Origin of the sequence: Sphingomonas sp. CD22, from assembly GCF_034556155.1 — a bacterium.
GTDB lineage: Bacteria > Pseudomonadota > Alphaproteobacteria > Sphingomonadales > Sphingomonadaceae > Sphingomonas.
Window position 1 is genome coordinate 515,560 of sequence record NZ_JAYDYX010000002.1, and the last position, 17,432, is coordinate 532,991.

General features: G+C 69.6%; 13 protein-coding genes. 8 read left to right on the forward strand and 5 right to left on the reverse strand.

The features are described 5' to 3' along the window. Positions 1 to 29: 29 nt before the first annotated feature. Positions 30 to 3,257, forward strand: a complete 3,228-nt coding sequence (locus SFC76_RS05780) for a glycoside hydrolase family 2 TIM barrel-domain containing protein (RefSeq protein ID WP_322848511.1) — start codon at positions 30 to 32, stop codon at positions 3,255 to 3,257. 243 nt (positions 3,258 to 3,500) lie between these two features. On the opposite strand, the gene SFC76_RS05785 is transcribed toward SFC76_RS05780, so the two are convergent. From SFC76_RS05785 to SFC76_RS05800, 4 genes are all read right to left on the reverse strand, one after another. Beyond that, positions 3,501 to 5,915 carry a TonB-dependent receptor gene (locus tag SFC76_RS05785; RefSeq protein WP_322848512.1) on the reverse strand — a complete coding sequence of 805 codons (2,415 nt, stop codon included), beginning with the start codon at positions 5,913 to 5,915 and terminating at the stop codon, positions 3,501 to 3,503. A 69-nt stretch (positions 5,916 to 5,984) separates the two neighbouring features. Further along, entirely contained in the window at positions 5,985 to 7,562 is a 1,578-nt protein-coding gene (locus tag SFC76_RS05790) for an alkaline phosphatase D family protein (RefSeq protein ID WP_322848513.1), read from the reverse strand. Positions 7,563 to 7,639: 77 nt separating this feature from the next. Next, entirely contained in the window at positions 7,640 to 8,383 is a 744-nt protein-coding gene (locus SFC76_RS05795) for a hypothetical protein (protein WP_322848651.1), read from the reverse strand. Positions 8,384 to 8,420: 37 nt separating this feature from the next. Beyond that, positions 8,421 to 9,248, reverse strand: coding sequence for a glycoside hydrolase family 16 protein (locus tag SFC76_RS05800; RefSeq protein WP_322848514.1), 828 nt, complete (start codon positions 9,246 to 9,248; stop codon positions 8,421 to 8,423). Between the two features lie 118 nt (positions 9,249 to 9,366). Between SFC76_RS05800 and SFC76_RS05805 the strand changes: the two genes are divergently transcribed. From SFC76_RS05805 to SFC76_RS05835, 7 genes are all read left to right on the forward strand, one after another. Continuing rightward, positions 9,367 to 10,137 carry an AcvB/VirJ family lysyl-phosphatidylglycerol hydrolase gene (locus SFC76_RS05805; protein ID WP_322848515.1) on the forward strand — a complete coding sequence of 257 codons (771 nt, stop codon included), beginning with the start codon at positions 9,367 to 9,369 and terminating at the stop codon, positions 10,135 to 10,137. A 69-nt stretch (positions 10,138 to 10,206) separates the two neighbouring features. Continuing rightward, a complete protein-coding gene (locus tag SFC76_RS05810; protein ID WP_322848516.1) occupies positions 10,207 to 10,638 on the forward strand; it encodes a DUF2147 domain-containing protein in 432 nt (143 codons plus the stop codon). Further along, complete coding sequence (gene mprF / locus SFC76_RS05815) at positions 10,635 to 13,193, forward strand: bifunctional lysylphosphatidylglycerol flippase/synthetase MprF (protein WP_322848517.1); 2,559 nt, start codon at positions 10,635 to 10,637, stop codon at positions 13,191 to 13,193. The genes SFC76_RS05810 and mprF overlap by 4 nt, the downstream gene beginning before the upstream one ends. A 23-nt stretch (positions 13,194 to 13,216) precedes the next feature. Further along, entirely contained in the window at positions 13,217 to 14,056 is an 840-nt protein-coding gene (locus SFC76_RS05820; protein ID WP_322848518.1) for a CoA ester lyase, read from the forward strand. 39 nt (positions 14,057 to 14,095) lie between these two features. Next, entirely contained in the window at positions 14,096 to 14,410 is a 315-nt protein-coding gene (locus SFC76_RS05825) for a metalloregulator ArsR/SmtB family transcription factor (protein ID WP_322848519.1), read from the forward strand. Next, the gene (locus tag SFC76_RS05830) at positions 14,407 to 14,721 is read left to right on the forward strand and encodes an SRPBCC domain-containing protein (RefSeq protein WP_322848520.1); all 315 of its coding nucleotides are present in this window, start codon (positions 14,407 to 14,409) and stop codon (positions 14,719 to 14,721) included. The genes SFC76_RS05825 and SFC76_RS05830 overlap by 4 nt, the downstream gene beginning before the upstream one ends. A gap of 21 nt (positions 14,722 to 14,742) precedes the next feature. Further along, positions 14,743 to 15,342: an ATP-dependent Clp protease proteolytic subunit gene (locus tag SFC76_RS05835; RefSeq protein ID WP_322848521.1), complete on the forward strand. Its 600-nt coding sequence runs from the start codon at positions 14,743 to 14,745 to the stop codon at positions 15,340 to 15,342. On the opposite strand, the gene SFC76_RS05840 is transcribed toward SFC76_RS05835, so the two are convergent. Then, entirely contained in the window at positions 15,339 to 17,429 is a 2,091-nt protein-coding gene (locus SFC76_RS05840) for a PAS domain-containing protein (protein WP_322848522.1), read from the reverse strand. The two genes, SFC76_RS05835 and SFC76_RS05840, sit on opposite strands and share 4 nt — an antisense overlap. Positions 17,430 to 17,432: the final 3 nt, after the last annotated feature.

Here is a 17,432-nt window from a genome sequence, read left to right on the forward strand (position 1 = left end):
AACGAAGGCAATTACAGGGAGCGGAAACCATGCGGCACACGTGGCTGTGGGCGGGAATCATCGGCAGCGTCGTGGCGAGCGCGGCGCTGGCACAGGACGGCGCGCCGCAGGTGCAGCCGGTACAGGTCGACCCGGCCCGCCCCGATTGGGAGAATCCCGCGGTGTTCGCGCGCGGCAAGCTGCCCGCCAGCGCCACCGGCTTCCCGTTCGAAAGCCGTGCCAAGGCGCTCGCCGGCGACGAGGCGGCGTCCGCGCGCCACGTCTCGCTCGACGGCACCTGGCGCTTCGCTTTCTCCCCCGACGCCGACCGGCTGCCCGCCGGGTTCGAGCGGCCCGACTATGACGTGTCGGCGTGGAAGCAGATCAAGGTGCCCGCCGACTGGCAGACGCAGGGTTTCGACCAGCCGCGCTACAACAACATCACTTATCCCTTCCCCGCCAACCGCCCGCTGATCCCGCATGCGACCAACCCGGTCGGCTCCTATCGCCGCGACGTCACTCTGCCCGCCGGCTGGAGCGGGCAGGACGTCATCCTCCACATCGGCGCGGCGGGGTCGGCTTATTATGTCTGGGTGAACGGCGAGAAGGTCGGCTATTCCGAAGACAGCAAGCTGCCAAGCGAGTTCGACGTCACCCGCTGGGTCAGACCGGGCAGGAACACGGTCGCGATCCAGATCTTCCGCTGGTCGGACGGCAGCTATCTGGAGGATCAGGATTTCTGGCGTGTCTCGGGGATCGAGCGCTCGGTCTATCTGATGGCGGCGCCCAAGTTGCGCGTGCGCGACGTGTTCGTCCACGCCGGGCTCGACGCGGCCGATCGCGACGGCCGGCTCGCCGTCGACGTCGCGGTGACGCCGGGCAATGCGGCTAGCGTGCGGCTGGTGCTGCTCGACGGCGCGCGGCAGGTGCTCACCCGGACGCAGCCAGTCGCCGCCGCCGCGGCGGAGCGCACGCTGACGCTGACCGCCGACGTACCCGCGGTGAAGCCGTGGACCGCGGAGACGCCCAATCTCTACACGCTCGTCACCGAACTGGTCGACGCGCGCGGCGCGCTGCTGCAATCCACCGCCCGGTCGATCGGCTTCCGCACCGTGGCGATCAGAAACGGGCAGGTCACCGTCAACGGCAAGCCGATCACGATCCGCGGCGTCAACCGCCACGAGCACGATCCCGAGACCTTCCACGTCGTCAGCCGCGCATCGATGGAGCGCGACATCCAGTTGATGAAGCAGAACAACATCAACGCGATCCGCACCTCGCATTATCCCAACGACCCGTATCTCTACGATCTCGCCGATCGCTACGGCCTGTACGTCATGGACGAGGCGAATATCGAGAGCCACGCTTATATGGACTATGCCAATCGCGTCCCCGACGAGCGCGCCAAATATCAGATCGGCTTCGATCCCGCCTGGAAGGACGCGCACGTCAGCCGCGTCGCCAATATGGTCGAGCGCGACAAGAACCACCCCTCGGTGATCTTCTGGTCGCTCGGCAACGAGGCGGGGATCGGCCCCAATTTCCGTGCCGCCGCCGAAGCCGCGAAGACGCGCGATCCGGGGCGGCTCATCTCCTATCTCGGCTGGGGGACGTTCGGCGGCATCCACGATCACCGCCCCAACGATTTCGCCGACATCTACGCGCCGATGTACGATCCGGCGGTGCGGATGGCGGACTATGCCGCCAACTGGAACTTCAAACAGCCGATGATCCAGTGCGAATATGCGCATATGATGGGCAATTCGGGCGGCAACCTGAAGGAATATTGGGACACGATCTACGCCCATCCCGACAAGTTGCAGGGCGGGTTCGCCTGGGATTGGGTCGACCAGTCGATGTACCGTTATACCGGGGACGGGCGGCGCTATTGGGGGGATGGCGGCGAATACGGCCCCAATCCGGGCGGCGACATTGAATTCGGCGACGGCCTGCTACAATCCGATCGCACCCCCAATCCGCAATTGTTCGAGCTGCGCAAGGTCTATGCGCCGGTGCAGTTCGACGGCTTCGATCCGGCGAGCGGGCGCGTCACCGTGCGCAACCGCCACGACTTCCGCGATCTCTCCGGCTTCGACTTCGACTGGGAGCTGGCGGAGAATGGCGTCGTCGTCGCGCAGGGGGCGCTGCCGCCGCAGAGCGTCGGGCCGCGTGCCGCGGGCACGATGGTGCTGCCGGTCGCAACCTATGCGCGCAAGGCCGATGCCGAATATTTCGTGACGGTGCGCGTGCGCGCTAAGGCCGGTGCGGTGCCCGCGGTGGCAGGCGGCGCGACCGTCGGCTTCGAGCAATTCGCGCTCGGCGCGGCACCGGTGGTCGCGGTGGCGGCGGCGGCGGGCAAGGTCGACGTGCGCCAGTCGGGCGGCACGATCACGCTCGCCGCCGGACCGGCGAGCCTGGAGATCGACCGCGCCACCGGACTGGTGCGTCGCTACGTCGCCGACGGCCGCGAACTCGCCTCGGGCGGCGCGCCGCATTTCTGGCGTGCGGTCACCGACAACGACCTCGGCATCGGCACCGCCGAACAGCTCAAGGTGTGGAAGACGATGAGCGACACGCGCCGCGTTACCGCGATACGCGCGGCGAAGACCGACGCCGGCGCGAGCGTGACGGTCGATTACGCACTCGGCGACGGCGATGCGACCTTCACCAGCGTCTACACGATGGCGGGCGACGGCACGGTCGACGTATCCGGCGCGCTGACCCCGGTGAAGACCAAGCTGCCGCCGCCGTTCCGCGTCGGCCTCGCCTTCGCGATGCCGACCGACGTCACGACGGTCGAATGGTATGGCCGCGGCCCGCACGAAAGCTATGTCGATCGCAAGACCTCGGCGCCGATCGGCCTGTGGCGCGGTGCGATCGCCGAGCAGAACCACGACTACATCCGCCCGCAGGAGACCGGCAACAAGGTCGACGTCCGCTGGATGGAACTCTCGGGGGCCGGCCGCGGGCTGCGCGTACAGGGTGCGACGCCGCTGATGATCAACGCGCTGGCCTTCCCTTACGCCGATCTCGACCGCCACGAGCCCGGCACCTGGAAATCGACCGACGTCGTCCCCCACGGCCAGGTGACCCTGTTGATCGACTCCGCGCAATGGGGCGTCGGCGGTGACACGCAGTGGAGCGAATTCGGCAAGCCGCTGCCGCAATATCGGGTGCCGCTCGCGCCGGCCCGCGTCGCCTTCCGCCTTGCGCCGTTCACCGGCGACGGGACGACGCCCGACAAGGCGCGCCCGGCGACCGCGACGGACAACGACTGACGCGGCGACGGGCGGCCACTCTCGTTGTCGCCGGGCGATCGTGATGTACCCCGGCGAAGGCCGGGGCGCAGTTGGGAAGGCCGCGGTAAGTCACCACGACCCTTCACCCAAATGGACCCCGGCCGCCGCCGGGATACGGCTGTGGCGTGTAGCGACCGAATATCCGCAGACGTCTCGGCCTGATGAGGGAAAGCCGTACGAACCTCGCTCCCGCAACCTTCTGTGACGACCCGGCCCGCCCCGTCAGAAGCGAACGCGCACCGTGCCGCCATAGGTGCGCGGATTGCCGGGATAGCCCTGGATGATGCCGGTCGACTTCGTGTAGCCGAGCAGGTTGATGAAATAGGCCTTGTCGAACAGGTTCTCGACCCAGAGCTGCATCTCGAGCCGCTCGTTGTCGAGCAGCACGCCGACCCGCGCGCTGGCGAGCGCATAAGCCGGGATCTCCGCCGAGGGATCGAGCGTGATCGTTGTATTCTGCTTCGAGCGCCAATTGACGTCGACCAGACCATAGGCCTTGGTCGTGTCGTCGAGCCGCTGCGTATAATCGACGGTCAGGTCGCTGGTCCACGCCGGCGCCCAAGCGACCTGCCGCCCGGTGAGGTCGCAGGTCAGCGCGGTGAACTGGCCGGGGCAGACCGAATTGGCGAAGGAGGAATAGGTCGCCTTGTCATAGGCGATGAACCCCTTGGTATGCAGGCCCGGCACCAGCCACGTCTCATTCTCCAGCTCGATGCCGCGCGAGGTCAGCGAACCGACGTTGGCGAGGAACTTCAGCGCGGTATTGCCGACGCCGACCGACTGGTTCGCCTGATAGTTGCGCACCTTGGTGTGGAAGGCGGTGAGGTTGAACAGGATGCGATGGTCGAGGAAGGTCGATTTGATCCCCGCCTCGAAATTGTCCGCGGTCTCGCCCTTCACCGTCTGGCCGGTCCCCGGCGGCAGCGCGGCGCCGGCATCGAACGGCAACAGGTTGAACCCGGCCGATTTGTTGCCGCGGGCATATTTGCCGTAGACGAATACGTCGGGCGTCACGCGATAATTGGCGCCGATCTCGCCCGACAGCGCGCTGTCCTTCAGGCTGGTGTCGACATGGCCGAGCTGCGCATTGGCACCGGCGGCCGACAGGACGGCGATCTGCGCGGCGTTGAGCGCACCGGGATTGGACGCGACGGCACCGTCGTACAATTGGCTGCGCCGCTCCCACGTCTGGCGCAGGCCGGCGTCGATCGCCAGCCGGCGCGATGCCTCGGGATGCCAAGTGACGTTGCCGAACACCGCGTCGGTGTCGGTGTGGAAGATCGCCTGGCTGCGGATGCCGAAGCCGGCGACGCGCGCGGCATAGGCGCCCTGCGCCCAGCTGCGGCCGCCGATCGCGGGGAAGGCGCTGGCCGAGGGATTGGCCGCCCAGATATAATATTGCCGGCCAAAGCGGACCCGCGAATCGACCTGCAGCTTCTGGCGGCTGAGGAAGCCGCCGAAGGTCGCCTCGATCGGCCGGTCGCGCGGCGTCGCCCAGCGCAGCTCCTGTGAAAACTGCTTCTCGACGTTGCACGATCCGTAATCGCTGATCGCGTCGAGCTGCGTGTAATCATTGTCGTTGTTGGTGAAGCAGCTCCACCGCTGCCACGCGGTGATCGCGGTGAAGGTGCCGAGATCGGCGGGCGACCAGTCGATCTGCCCGCTCGCGCTGTCGAGGCTGGTGCGCGCGTCGAGCCGGCCGTCGATGTTGACGTAGCGATCGCGCGCGTTGCTGGTCAGCAGGGGATAGCCCGCCGCCGCCATCCGCGCCTGCAACGCCGCAGGGTTGTAGACCGACAGGATCACCGGCGAGATCGTCGGGAAATATTGGCGCGCGTGCGTGCCGATCAGCCGGATGGCGAGATCGTCGGTCGGCGTCGCCAGCAACTGGCCGCGCACGCCGATACCCTGCCGCGCGTTCTGATATTGGTTGTTGTAGAGGTTCTTATAGGTGCCGTCGCGGTTGCTGTAGAAGCTCGACAGGCGGATCGCGAGCTTGTCGGCGATCAGCGGTCCGGTGACGCTGCCCTTCGCCTCGGTGAGGCCGAAATTGCCGGTGCTCGCCTCGGCCGTGCCGCCCAGTGTGAAGCTGGGTTTCAGCGTGTTGATCAGCACCGCGCCGGCGGTGGTGTTCTTGCCGAACAGCGTCCCCTGCGGCCCGCGCAGCACCTCGACGTCGGCGAGGTCGTTGAAGTCGTTCGACACCATGCCCTGGCGGCCGGTGTAGACGCCGTCGACGAACACGCCGACCGACCCGTCGATACCGTCGGTGTTGAAGCCGTTGTTGCCGATGCCGCGGATGCCGAGGTTGAGCTGCTTCGGATTGGTCAGATAGACCGAGAAGGCGGGCAGCTTGAACTGGAAGTTGGTGAAATTGGTGAGGTTCTGCCGGGTCAGCGTCGCGGCGCCGATGACCGTGATCGGGATCGGCACGCGCTGCGCATTCTCGCTGGTCTTGCGCGCGACGACGGTGATCTCGCGATCCTCGACCTCCTCCGCGGCGGCGGTATCGGCCGTGCCGGGATTGTCGGGCGTCGCGGTCTGCGCGTGCGCCGGCAGTGCGGCAAAAAGTGCCGAACTTGCCAGCCAGGCGAGCGTCATCCGGCGGCGCCAGGTCGCATCCCGTTCGATCGTCATGATTGTTCCCCCAGAACCAATCCACCGGGGCTAGACATGCTTCGTTACGCGGCTGTTACAATCCCGACATCACCTGCGCTGGTCGCGGATGCCGGGGCGGCCGGGTTCGAGCGCGAAGCGGACGAGGTCGCGGATGCCCGATTGCGGATCGCGCGCGTCGTCGAGCCCGCGGAAGGTGACGCGGCCCTCCTTCGCGGTCAGGTCCACGAGGCCATAGCCGCGCACCTCGTTCTCGGCGAAGACGAGGCCGTTCGCCGCTGCCTGCTGCTTGAAGCTGGCGTCGTGGAACAGCGAGGTGATCGATCCGCCGACGAACTCTGCCGCGATCGGCGCCGCATCGGGCCGCGCGGGGTCGTGGACGTCGGCGGCGGCGAAGGCGTGGATGTCGCCGCCCAGCGCCACCGGGTTCGACGTGCCCGCCGCCGCCCAGCGCCGGTAGATGCGATCGCGCGCGGCGGGATAGCCCGACCAATTGTCCGCCGAATATTGTACGCCGCGTTCGGGATGCTCGGCGTCGATCCGGCCCTGCTGGTGCATCAGCGTCTGCTGCGCGAGCAGATTCCATTGCGCGCGGCTGTCGCCCAGCGCCTGCATCAGCCAGCGTTCCTGCGCGTCGCCGAGCATCGTACGGTCGGCGGCGTAAAGATCGGGGCAGGGCTCGATCAGCGTGCGATAGCGCGCGTGCGCCGCGACCAGCCCCGGCGGCTGGCAGGCGCGGGCGCCGCGATACTGGCGGTCGTCGACGATCTGGAACTGCGCCAGCCGGCCCCAGTCGAGCGTGTGGTAGATGCGCATCGCCGGCCCCAGCGGCGGCGCGGCGCGGACCGGCTGATGCTCGTACCACGCCTGATAGGCGGCGGCGCGGCGCAGCAGGAAGGCGGCGGGGTCGGTGTTGTTCTGGTCGAGCGCGGCGGCATAGTCGTTGGCGACCTCGTGATCGTCCCAGGTCAGCACCCACGGCGCGGCATGATGCGCCGCCTGGAGCAGGGGATCGCTCTTGTAGGTCGCATAGCGGATGCGATAGCCGGCGAGGTCCTTGGGCTCCGGATTCCGGTGCAGGCGCACCGCATCCTTGGCCGTCGGCGCGCCCTCGTAGATGTAATCGCCGAGGAACAGCACGAAATCCGGGTCCTCGGCGACCAGATGCCGATAGGCGGCGTAGAAGCCCGATTCGTATTTCTGGCACGATCCGTAGGCGAGCCGCAGCCGCTCGACCGCTGCCCCCGCCGCCGGCGCGGTGCGCGTGCGTCCGACCGGACTCGTCTCGCCGCCGGCGAGGAAGCGGTAGAAATAGCGGCTGGCCGGCCGCAGCCCGCGCACGTCGACATGGACGCTATGCCCCCAGCGCGGCTCGGCGCGTGCCTCGCCCGTGCGTACGACATGCGCGAAGGCCTCGTCGGTCGCGACCTGCCAGCGCACCGGCACCGCGACCGGCGGCATGCCGCCCGCCGCGTCGAGCGGCTGCGGCGCGAGCCGCGTCCACAGGATCACCGAATCGGGCAGCGGATCGCCCGAGGCGACGCCGAGCGTGAACAATCCGGCCGGCAGCCGTTCCGCCCCGCGCGCCGCGACGGTCAGCAGCGCGGCGGAACCGCCGATCATCGCGCGCCGGCTCAGCACCAGCGCGGTCTTGCTCGTCTCAACCATCGATAAGGTCCCGCATCGCCGCGCTATCCCGTCGCGATGCGCGGCGATGATGACAATGTGATGACGCCCGCCGCGGCTCAGCTTGGCTTGAGCTGCGCCGAATCGATGTGCCAGCGCAACTGGCCGGGGCTGGCGCCGTCGACGTCGTTGACGCGGCGCACGACATAGCGGCCGCGGAAGCGCTGGTGGCGCCCGTCGTCGAGCGTTGCATCGACGGTGACCGGCACCGGCTGGTACAGCGATCCCGCCCCGGCATCGCCCGGCGGCAGCGCGCCGATCGTCACCCGCGTCGTGCGGGTATGCGCGAAGCCGCGCGCGAACGCGGCATAGGTCTGTCCGGGGCGGCCGTCGTCGCCCCATTGCTGCCAGGCGGTGCCGTAATCGCCCGCGTCGATCGCGGCATAATAACGCCGCACCACCCCCGCGGCGGCGGCGGCGCTCTTGGGCGGCGGCGTACAGCCCGCGATCGGCGCACCCTTGCCGTCGAACAGCGCGCAACTCCGCGCGATCTCGTCGTCGATCAGCGCGCAGCTGTTGACAGCGTTGCACGGCGGATGCGTCGCCGGCGAGACGTTGCGGCAGATCGCGACACGGCGCGCGGCCGCGGCGGCACCGATCTCCGCGGCGCACGATCGCGGCTGGCTGCGTCGCGGCGTCGCCGCTGCGACCGGAGCGGCGGCGGCGGCGGACGGTCGCGGCGCCGGTGCGGCAGTCGCGGTGGCGCCGCCGCCCTCGGCCCGCTCGGCCCGGCCATCGGCGGTGCCGCAGCCGGCGAGCAGCAACGGCGCGCACCACGATGCCGCCGCGATCCATCTGTGCATCATAGGGTATCTGCCTCCATCACCGTGGTTTCCGCCGCTATTGCTGCTGCCAGAAACGCACATAGTCCACCGTCATCCGCTGCGGCAGTGCCGCTTCGTCCACCCCTTTGGCGCCGCCCCAGTCGCCGCCGATCGCGAGGTTGAGGATCAGCTGATACGGCCGCGTGAACGGCCACGCCGCCGCGCCGCCGGGAGCATCGTTGGCGACGCGCATATAGGCGCGTCCGTCGACGCCGATCAGGATCGCATCGCGCCGCCAGTCGAGCTGATACCGATGATAGGCGGTGCACGCGGTCGGCACCGTCACCTGCGCGCCGCGCTGCGTGCCCTTGACGTGATTGTACGCCGCGCTGTGCACCGTCGCATGGACGACGTTCGGGTCCCAGCCGACCATCTCCATCACGTCGATCTCGCCCATCGCCGGCCACTTGCCCGACGAGGGCAGCAGCCAGATCGCCGGCCACGTCCCCCGCCCGCAGGGCAGCCGCGCGCGGATCTCGTAGAAGCCGTAGCCGAAGGCGCGGCGGCTGACGAGCTTGGCCGAGGTATAGGCCTGGCCGCCGGCGTCCGGCGCGGTCGCCCGCTCGGCGCGCGCCTCGATCTCCAGCGCGCCGTCGCGGATGCGGGCGTTGTCGGGGCCGTAATATTGCTGCTCGTGGTTGAACCAGCCGGCCGTGTTCCGGGCCATGTCGAACCGCCACAGGCGTAAGTCGATGCGCGGACCGTCGAATTCGTCGGCGACGTCGGGCGGGCGCGTGGGGGCGGCGATCGGCTGGTCGACGCGCTGGTCGGTCGCGCCAAGCGTCGCCGGCGGGGCGACCGCGGCCTGCGCGGCGAGCAACAAGGGAAGCAGGATCGGCGACATGGCGGCACCCTCGATATCCGAAATTTCTATCAGCCTATCAGTGTCTTGCCATATCAGGTGACGAAAAGTTCATGATCGCGCCATCACCGGGACAGCGCAGCGCGTGCAGGACGGCGCGATGGCATCGCAACGCTCCCGATCGCTGCGGTGGCGGCTCGCCTGGATCGGCGGCATCGCCGGCGGCGTGCTCGCGCTCCTCGCCGGGATCGCCGCCAGCGCCGGCTTCTTCGATCGCGACGCCGCGCATCTGTTCGGCGCGCAGGGCACGCCGCGGCCGATCGGCGTGCTCTACATGTCGGGCGACATGGGGCTGCGCTACGGCCCCAATCCGCACACCGTGCGCGCCTTGGCCGAACAGGGATTCCCGGTTGTCGCCTTGAGTTCGCCGGCCTTGTTCGGCCTGCGCCGGACGCGCGCCCAGGTCGACCGGATCGTCGCCGACGGCGTACGCCGCGCGCTGGCGATGACCGGCGCGGCGCGGCTGATGCTGATCGGCCAATCCTATGGCGCCGACGTCCTTCAGACCGGGCTCGCCGATCTGCCGGTGGCGCTGCGCGCGCATGTCGCGGGCGTGGTGCTGGTGGTGCCGGGCGAGACCGTGTTCTTCCGCGCCGACCCGTCCGGCCTCGTCTATCGCGGCACCCCCGACAGCGAGAGCCGCACGACGCTTTCCCGGCTCGGCTGGACGCACCTCACCTGCATCTACGGCGCGACCGAGGTCGACAGCGCCTGCCCCGACCTGCTGGCGGGGCGCCGGGCAGGGCGCGCGGGGTCGGCGACGGTGGTGGCGATGCCCGGCGGCCATGTCCTCAACGACGACCGTGCCGGTCTGTTCGCGCACATCCTCGTGGCGATCCGTCACGCCGCGCCCGACGCCTTCGCGCAATGATTTGAAATGATGCTGCGGTTCCGGGGCATGCGTGCCGTCTATGATCGTATGATGGTGGGGGATACGATCATGGCGATGGCACGAATCACGACGGTGTTGGCGGGGATGCTGACGGTCGCGGCGGGGGCGTCGGCGGCGCAGGCCAATGTGCGCCCGGGCGCGCCGGCGGTGATCGGCCGCTGGGCCAATCCGCGCGGCACGCTGGCGGTGCAGACCGGGCGCTGCGCCGACGGCGCCTTGTGCGGCCAGATCGTCTGGGCCAGCCCGCAGGCCCGCGCCGAGGCGCGCGGCGCCGGCCTGCCCGATCTCGTCGGCACGCAATTGCTGCGCGGCTACCGCCGCAACAAATCGGGCGCCTGGGAGGGCCGGGTGTTCGTGCCCGACATGGGCCGCACCTTCTCCTCGCGCATCCACCAGACCTCGCCCGCGACGCTGACCATCACCGGCTGCGTCGTCGGCACCTTCCTGTGCAAATCGCAGATCTGGCATCGGGTGGCGTGACGACCGGCCGTCTGGATGCGGTGATGGCGCGCGCGCAGCATCACCGCCGCAGCCTGACGGTCGCCGCGGTGCTGCTCGTCGCGGGCATCGGCTTCGCCGCGTTGCGCCTGGTGCTGCGCGAGGTGCATCTCAGCGACGTGCGCAAGGCGCTCGCCGCGATCCCCGATGTGCGGATCGCCGCCAGCCTCGCGCTGACCACCGCCAGCTATCTGCTGCTCACCGGGCTCGACTGGGTGGCGCTGCGCGCGATCGGCCGGCCGTTGCCGTGGCGGGTCGCCGCGGCGGGGTCGTTCACTTCGTACACGCTCAGCCACAATCTTGGCCTGTCGCTGATCACCGGCGGCTCGGCACGATTGCGGCTGTACGGCGCCGCCGGACTCGCATTCGGCGAGATCGCGCAGGTCGCCGGCATCTGCGCGATCGCCTTCTGGGCGGGCGTCGCCGGGGCGGCGGGGATCGGGCTGGTCACCGGCGACGGCATCGTCCTCGGCCCGGTGACGCTGTCGCCGTTCGCGGCGCGGTCGCTCGGCGCGGTGCTGCTCGCGCTGCTCGCGGTGCTGCCGGTGCTGCGGCTGCGCGGGGCGACGACGCTCGGCCCGGCGCGGTTCGGCATCGCACTGCCGAGTTTGCGCCAGATGGGTGCGCTCGCCGGCCTGTCGCTCGCCGATCTCACCATGGCCTCGGCCGCGCTCTTCGTGCTGGTGCCGGGCGCCGCGCCGGCTGCCTTTCCCGGCTTCGTCGTCGCTTATGCGGTGGCCGTGGTCGTCGCGCTGCTGCTGCACGTGCCGGGCGGGCTCGGCGTGTTCGAAACGGTGGTGCTGGCCACCGTGCCCGGCGACCGTCCGACGCTGTTCGCCGCGCTGCTGCTCTACCGGCTGATCTATTATCTGCTGCCGCTGCTCGTCGCCGCGATCGGCATCGCCGCGAGCGAGGGCTGGCGGCTGCGCCACCCGATCCGTCGCGGCCTCTCCTATGTCGATCGCGCCGGGCAGTTGCTGGCGCCGAGCGCGGTCACCGTGCTGGTCTTCGTCGCCGGCTTCGTGCTGCTCGTCTCGGGCGCTTTGCCGGGGGTGAAGGGGCGGCTGACCGAGCTGACCGATCTGGTGCCGCTGCCGTTCATCGAGGGCTCGCACATGGCGGGCAGCCTGATCGGCACCGCGATGCTGCTCGTCGCGCCGGCGCTCACCGCGCGGCTGCGCTCCGGCTGGGCGGCGGCGCGCATACTGCTCGTCGGCGGCGCGATCTTCTCGCTGCTCAAGGGCCTCGATTACGAGGAGGCGTCGCTCCAGCTCATCGTCGCGGGCGTGCTGCAATATTGCAAGGCGAGCTTCTATCGCGAAGGCGGCATCCTCACCGACCGGCCGCGCTGGCCGTGGCTGGTCGCCGCCGCCGCGGCGCTGGGGCTCAGCATCTGGGCGGGCTTCTTCGCCTATAAGCGCACGCCGTACAGCGACGAATTGTGGTGGCGGTTCGCGCTCGATGCCAATGCGCCGCGTTTCCTGCGCGCCAGTTTCGCCGCCGGCGTGCTGCTCACCGCGGTTTCGGCGTGGCAATTGCTCACCGCCAGCCGGACGCGGACGATGCCCGACGCCTTGCCGCCCGAACCGGTGCTGGCGGCGGCGATGGCGCATTGTCCGCGCACCGACGCCGCGCTCGCCTTCACCGGCGACAAGAGCTTCGTTGTCTCCGCCGCCGGCGATGCCTTCCTGATGTACCGCGTGCAGGGGCGCAGCTGGGTGGTGATGGGCGATCCGGTCGGCCCGGCGGCGGCGTGGAGCGAATTGGTGTGGAGCATCCGCCGCGCCTGCGACGCGCGCGCCGGGCGCTTGTGCTTCTATCAGGCGAGCGAGCGGATGCTGCCGCTGTTCGTCGAACTCGGGTTGCAGGCGATCAAATATGGCGAGGAGGCGCATGTCGTGCTCGCCGATTTCACCACCGCCGGTCCGCGCGGCAAGCCGCTGCGGCACGCGGTGCGGCGGACCGAGGCGGCGGGCGGCCGCTTCTCGGTCGAACCGGCGAGCGCGGTGCCGGGGCTGATGGCCGAACTGGGCGAGGTCTCCGCGGCCTGGCTCGCCGCCAAGGCGGGGCGCGAGAAGCGCTTCAGTCTCGGGGCATTCGATGCCGCCTATCTGACGCGCTTTCCGATCGCTCTGGTGCGGGTCGAGGGACGGATCGTCGCCTTCGCCAACATCTGGGTCTCGGGCGACGGCGACGAAGCCTCGGTCGATCTGATGCGTCACCATCCCGACGCGCCTTATGGCACGATGGAGATGATGCTGGTGCGCATGATCGAATGGGCCCGCGCGGAAGGATACGAACGCTTCAACCTCGGCATGGCGCCGCTGTCGGGCATGCCGAGCGGGCGGCTCGCGCCGGTGTGGGCGCGGCTCGGCCACGCTTTGTTCGCCAATGGCGAGCGGCTTTACGGTTTCGCCGGGCTGCGCGCGTTCAAGGCCAAATTCGGCCCGGTCTGGGTGTCGCGCTACGTCGCCACGCCCACCGGGGCGGCGATGCCGCGCGCGCTGATCGACCTTGCACGGCTGGTGAGCGCCTGATCGCTGCTTTAAGGGTCGGCAAGATGAGCGACAACCCTCCCACCAGCCGCCGGCGCAGCGTGTTGTACATGCCCGCTTCCAACCCCCGCGCAATCACCAAGGCGCGCGACCTCGCCTGCGACGCGGTAATCCTCGACCTCGAAGACGCGGTCGCGCCTGATGCCAAGGCGGACGCCCGCGGCGCGGCGGTCGCGGCGGCGGCGGCGGGGTTCGGGACGCGCGCCTGTGCGGTGCGCATCAACGCGCTCGACACGCCTTGGGGGCAGGACGATGCCGCCGCGATGCGCGGCGTCGCCGCCGTGGTCGTGCCGAAGGTGGCGAGCGCGGCGGATCTGGTCGCGGTCCGCGCCGTGCTGGGCGCGGACGGCCCGCCGATCTGGGCGATGATCGAGACCTGCGGCGCGATCCTGCGCCTCGCCGAGATCGCGGGTGCCGCGGCGGCGACGCGCACCGCGCTGCTGATCGCCGGCACCAACGATCTCGCCAAGGAGATGCGCTGCCGCACCGACGCCGATCGTACCCCGCTGCTGCCGGCGCTGACGCAAGTGGTGATCGCGGCGCGTGCGGCGGGGCTGGTCGTGCTCGACGGCGTTTGCAACGCGATCGGCGATCCCGACCGGCTCGCCGCCGAATGCGCGCAGGGTGCGATGCTCGGCTTCGACGGCAAGACGCTGATCCACCCCGCGCAGATCGACCCCGCCAACGCCGCATTCGGCCCCAGCGCGGAGCAATTGGCCTGGGCGCAAGCCGTCGTCGCCGCCTTCGCCGCCCCCGACGCGGCGGGCAGGGGAGCGATCCGGCTCGACGGCGCCATGGTCGAACGCCTCCACCTCGCCGAGGCGCAACGCATCCTCGCCGGTTAGCCGCTTGCGAATCACATAAGCTTGCGCTTATGTATCGCCATGACCGAGACCCAGATCTTCAAGGCCCTCGCCGACCCCACCCGTCGCGCGATCTTTGCGAAGTTAGCGTCGGGCGGGATGAACGCCAGCGCGCTGCGATCGGGCATGACGATCAGCCAACCCGCGATGTCGCAGCACCTGTCGGTCCTCCGCCACGCCCGGCTGGTGCGCGAGCAGCGGCAGGGCCGCTTCGTCCGTTACGAGGTGGATCCCGACGGCCTCGCCGTCGTCGTCGACTGGCTCGCCCGCTACCGCGCCTATTGGCCCGTTCGCATCGACACCCTCAAGACGCTGCTGAAGGACATGGACCTATGACCGACGCCGACGCCCTCATCCTCGAATACGACCTCGACGCCCCACCGGCGAAGGTCTGGCGTGCGATCAGCCTCCCGGCGCTTCGCGACCGATGGCTGCCTGCCGCCGCCCTGCTCGACTCCGAGGGGGTCGCGGTGACGCCGGGGCAGGAGGTCCGCTACCGGATGCGCGACGCGGCGCCGCCATTCATCGAGAGCCACGTCACCTTCCATATCGCGCCAACCGAGGATGGCGGCACCCGGCTGCGCATCGTCCACCGGCCGGCACGCATCGCCAACGACAACGGCCACACCCTCATGCGCGCCGCCTGACGCGGCAGACCGGAGCGTCCGATGCAACTCGTCCCCATGGTCATCGAGCAGTCCAGCCGCGGCGAACGCTCGTTCGACATCTACTCCCGCCTGCTGCACGAACGGATCGTCTTCCTCAACGGCGAGGTCAACGATGGCGTCGCGGCGCTGCTCTGTGCGCAGCTGCTGTTCCTCGAATCGGAAAACCCGCGCAAACCGATCAACCTCTACATCAATTCGCCCGGCGGCGTGGTGACCAGCGGCCTCGCCATCTACGACACGATGCGCCACATCCGCGCACCGGTGCATACGCTGTGCATGGGGACGGCGCGGTCGATGGGGTCGTTCCTGCTGATGGCGGGCGAACCGGGCGAGCGCGCGGCGCTGCCCAATGCCAGCATCCTCATCCACCAGCCCTCGGGCGGCTATCAAGGCCAGGCGTCGGACGTCCTGATCCACGCCGAGGAAACCCAACGCGTCAAGCGGCGGATGATCCGCCTCTACGCCGAGCATTGCGGCGGCAGCTACGAGGCGTTCGAACGCGCGATGGATCGCGACCGGTTCCTCACCGCCGAGGACGCGCTCGACTGGGGATTGATCGACCGCATCCTGACGCCGCACGCGCTCGACGCGGCGGCCTAGCCTTCCAGCATCGCGCGGATGCGGTCGGTGATCGCGTCCATCGCGAAGGGCTTGGTGACCAGCGCCATATTGGGGGCGAGCGGGCCGTTGCCGATCACCGCATTCTCGGCATAGCCGGTGATGAACAGCACTTTCAGCGCCGGCAGATGGACGAGCGCGGCGTCGGCGACCTGACGGCCGTTCATCTGGCCGGGCAGGCCGACGTCGGTGATCAGCAGGTCGATCTGCGCACCGGTGCCCAGCAGGCGCAGCGCCGCGGCGCCGTCGCCCGCTTCGAGCACAATATGGCCCATGTCTTGGAGGATCTCTACTATGAGCATGCGGATCGTCGGTTCGTCGTCGACGACCATGACGGTATGTCGGCCCTCGCTTGCCGTCGGCACGGTCTCCGCGGCGGTTTCGCCCTCGATCTCCGCCTCGCCGTAATGGCGCGGCAGGTAGATGCACATCGTCGTGCCCTGGCCGAGTTCCGAATAGATGCGCACCTGCCCGCCCGACTGGCGGGCGAAGCCGTAGATCATCGACAGGCCAAGCCCCGTACCTTCGCCCATCGGCTTTGTGGTGTAGAAGGGGTCGAAGGCGCGCGACTGTACCTCGGGCGTCATGCCGGTCCCGGTGTCGGTGACGCACAGCGAGAGATATTGGCCCGGTTCGAGGTCGCGTTCGCGCGCCGCGCGCTCGTCGAGCCAGCGGTTGGCGGTTTCCACGGTGATGCGGCCACCCTCCGGCATCGCATCGCGCGCGTTTATGCAGAGGTTGAGGAGCGCATTTTCGAGTTGGTTGGGATCGACCATCGCCGGCCACAATCCGCCGGCGCCGACCACCTCGATCGTCACGCCGGGGCCGACGGTGCGCTGGATCAGGTCGCGCAGGCCGTCGATCAGCCGGTTGATGTCGGTCGGCCTGGGATCGAGCGTCTGGCGCCGCGAGAAGGCGAGCAGCCGGTGGGTGAGCGCCGCCGCACGCCGCGCCGCACCCTGCGCGGCATTGGCATATCGATCGATCTCGTCGGCGCGGCCCTGGCGGATGCGCACCTGCATCATCTCGATCGCCCCCGAGATGCCGGTGAGCATATTGTTGAAATCGTGCGCCAGCCCGCCGGTGAGCTGCCCGACCGCCTCCATCTTCTGCGCCTGACGCAGATGCGCCTCCGCGGTCATCAGCTCGCGGGTGCGCGCCTCGACCTGCTGTTCGAGCGAGGCGGTGAGCGCGGCGAGTTCGTGCTCGACGCGGCGGCGTTCGACCGCGTCGCGGGTCCGCTCGGCGACGTCGCGGACGAAGGCGATCTCCTCGGCCAGCCAGCGGCGCGGCTGCGCGTTGTTGAGGTAGAGCAAGGCGACGAAGCCGCCCTGTTCGGTCACCGGCATGTTGATGAACGACAGTGCGGCGAGGCTCCGCAATCCCTCGGCGGTGGCGGCGGTGCGCGGATCGTCGTGGACGTCGTCGATCGCCACCGTCTCGCCGCGCTTCAGGTCCTCGATATACGAGCCATAATCGCGGAAATGCAGGATGCCGGGCAGCGGCGCGATGCCGGGTGCGCACCACGCGCGTTCGGTGACGATCGTCTCCGTCGCACGGTCGATCGTGCCATAGCCGCAGCGGCTGACGTCGAACAGGCGGCCGAGGATCTCGGATGCGGCATAAGCGAGGTCGGCGGGGTCGCCCGGATCGCGCAGCCGGTCGTTGAGCTGGACCAAGGCCGTGAGGCGCAGTTCGGCGGATTTGCGCGCATCGATGTCGAAGCTGATGCCGGGGAAGCGCAGCGGCCGCCCGTCGGCATCGTAGGTGACGCGGCCGCGTGCCGCGACCCAGCGCGCGCGGCCGTCGGGCTGTTGCAGGCGATAGTCGCTTTCGAACGGATCGCCGCTGGCGAGCGCCGCGGCGATCTCCGCCTGCACCCGCGGCCGATCGTCCGGGTGCATCGCGGTGAAGAACCGGTCCAGTCGCGCGCCGGCCTGCGCCTCGGCGGGGTCGACACCGTAGAGGCGGGCGAATTCAGGGTCGGCGGTGACGCGGTCGGCGACCACGTCCCAATCCCAACTGCCGACGCTGATCTGGCCGGTGGTCTTCAAATCGTCGTCGGCCATCGG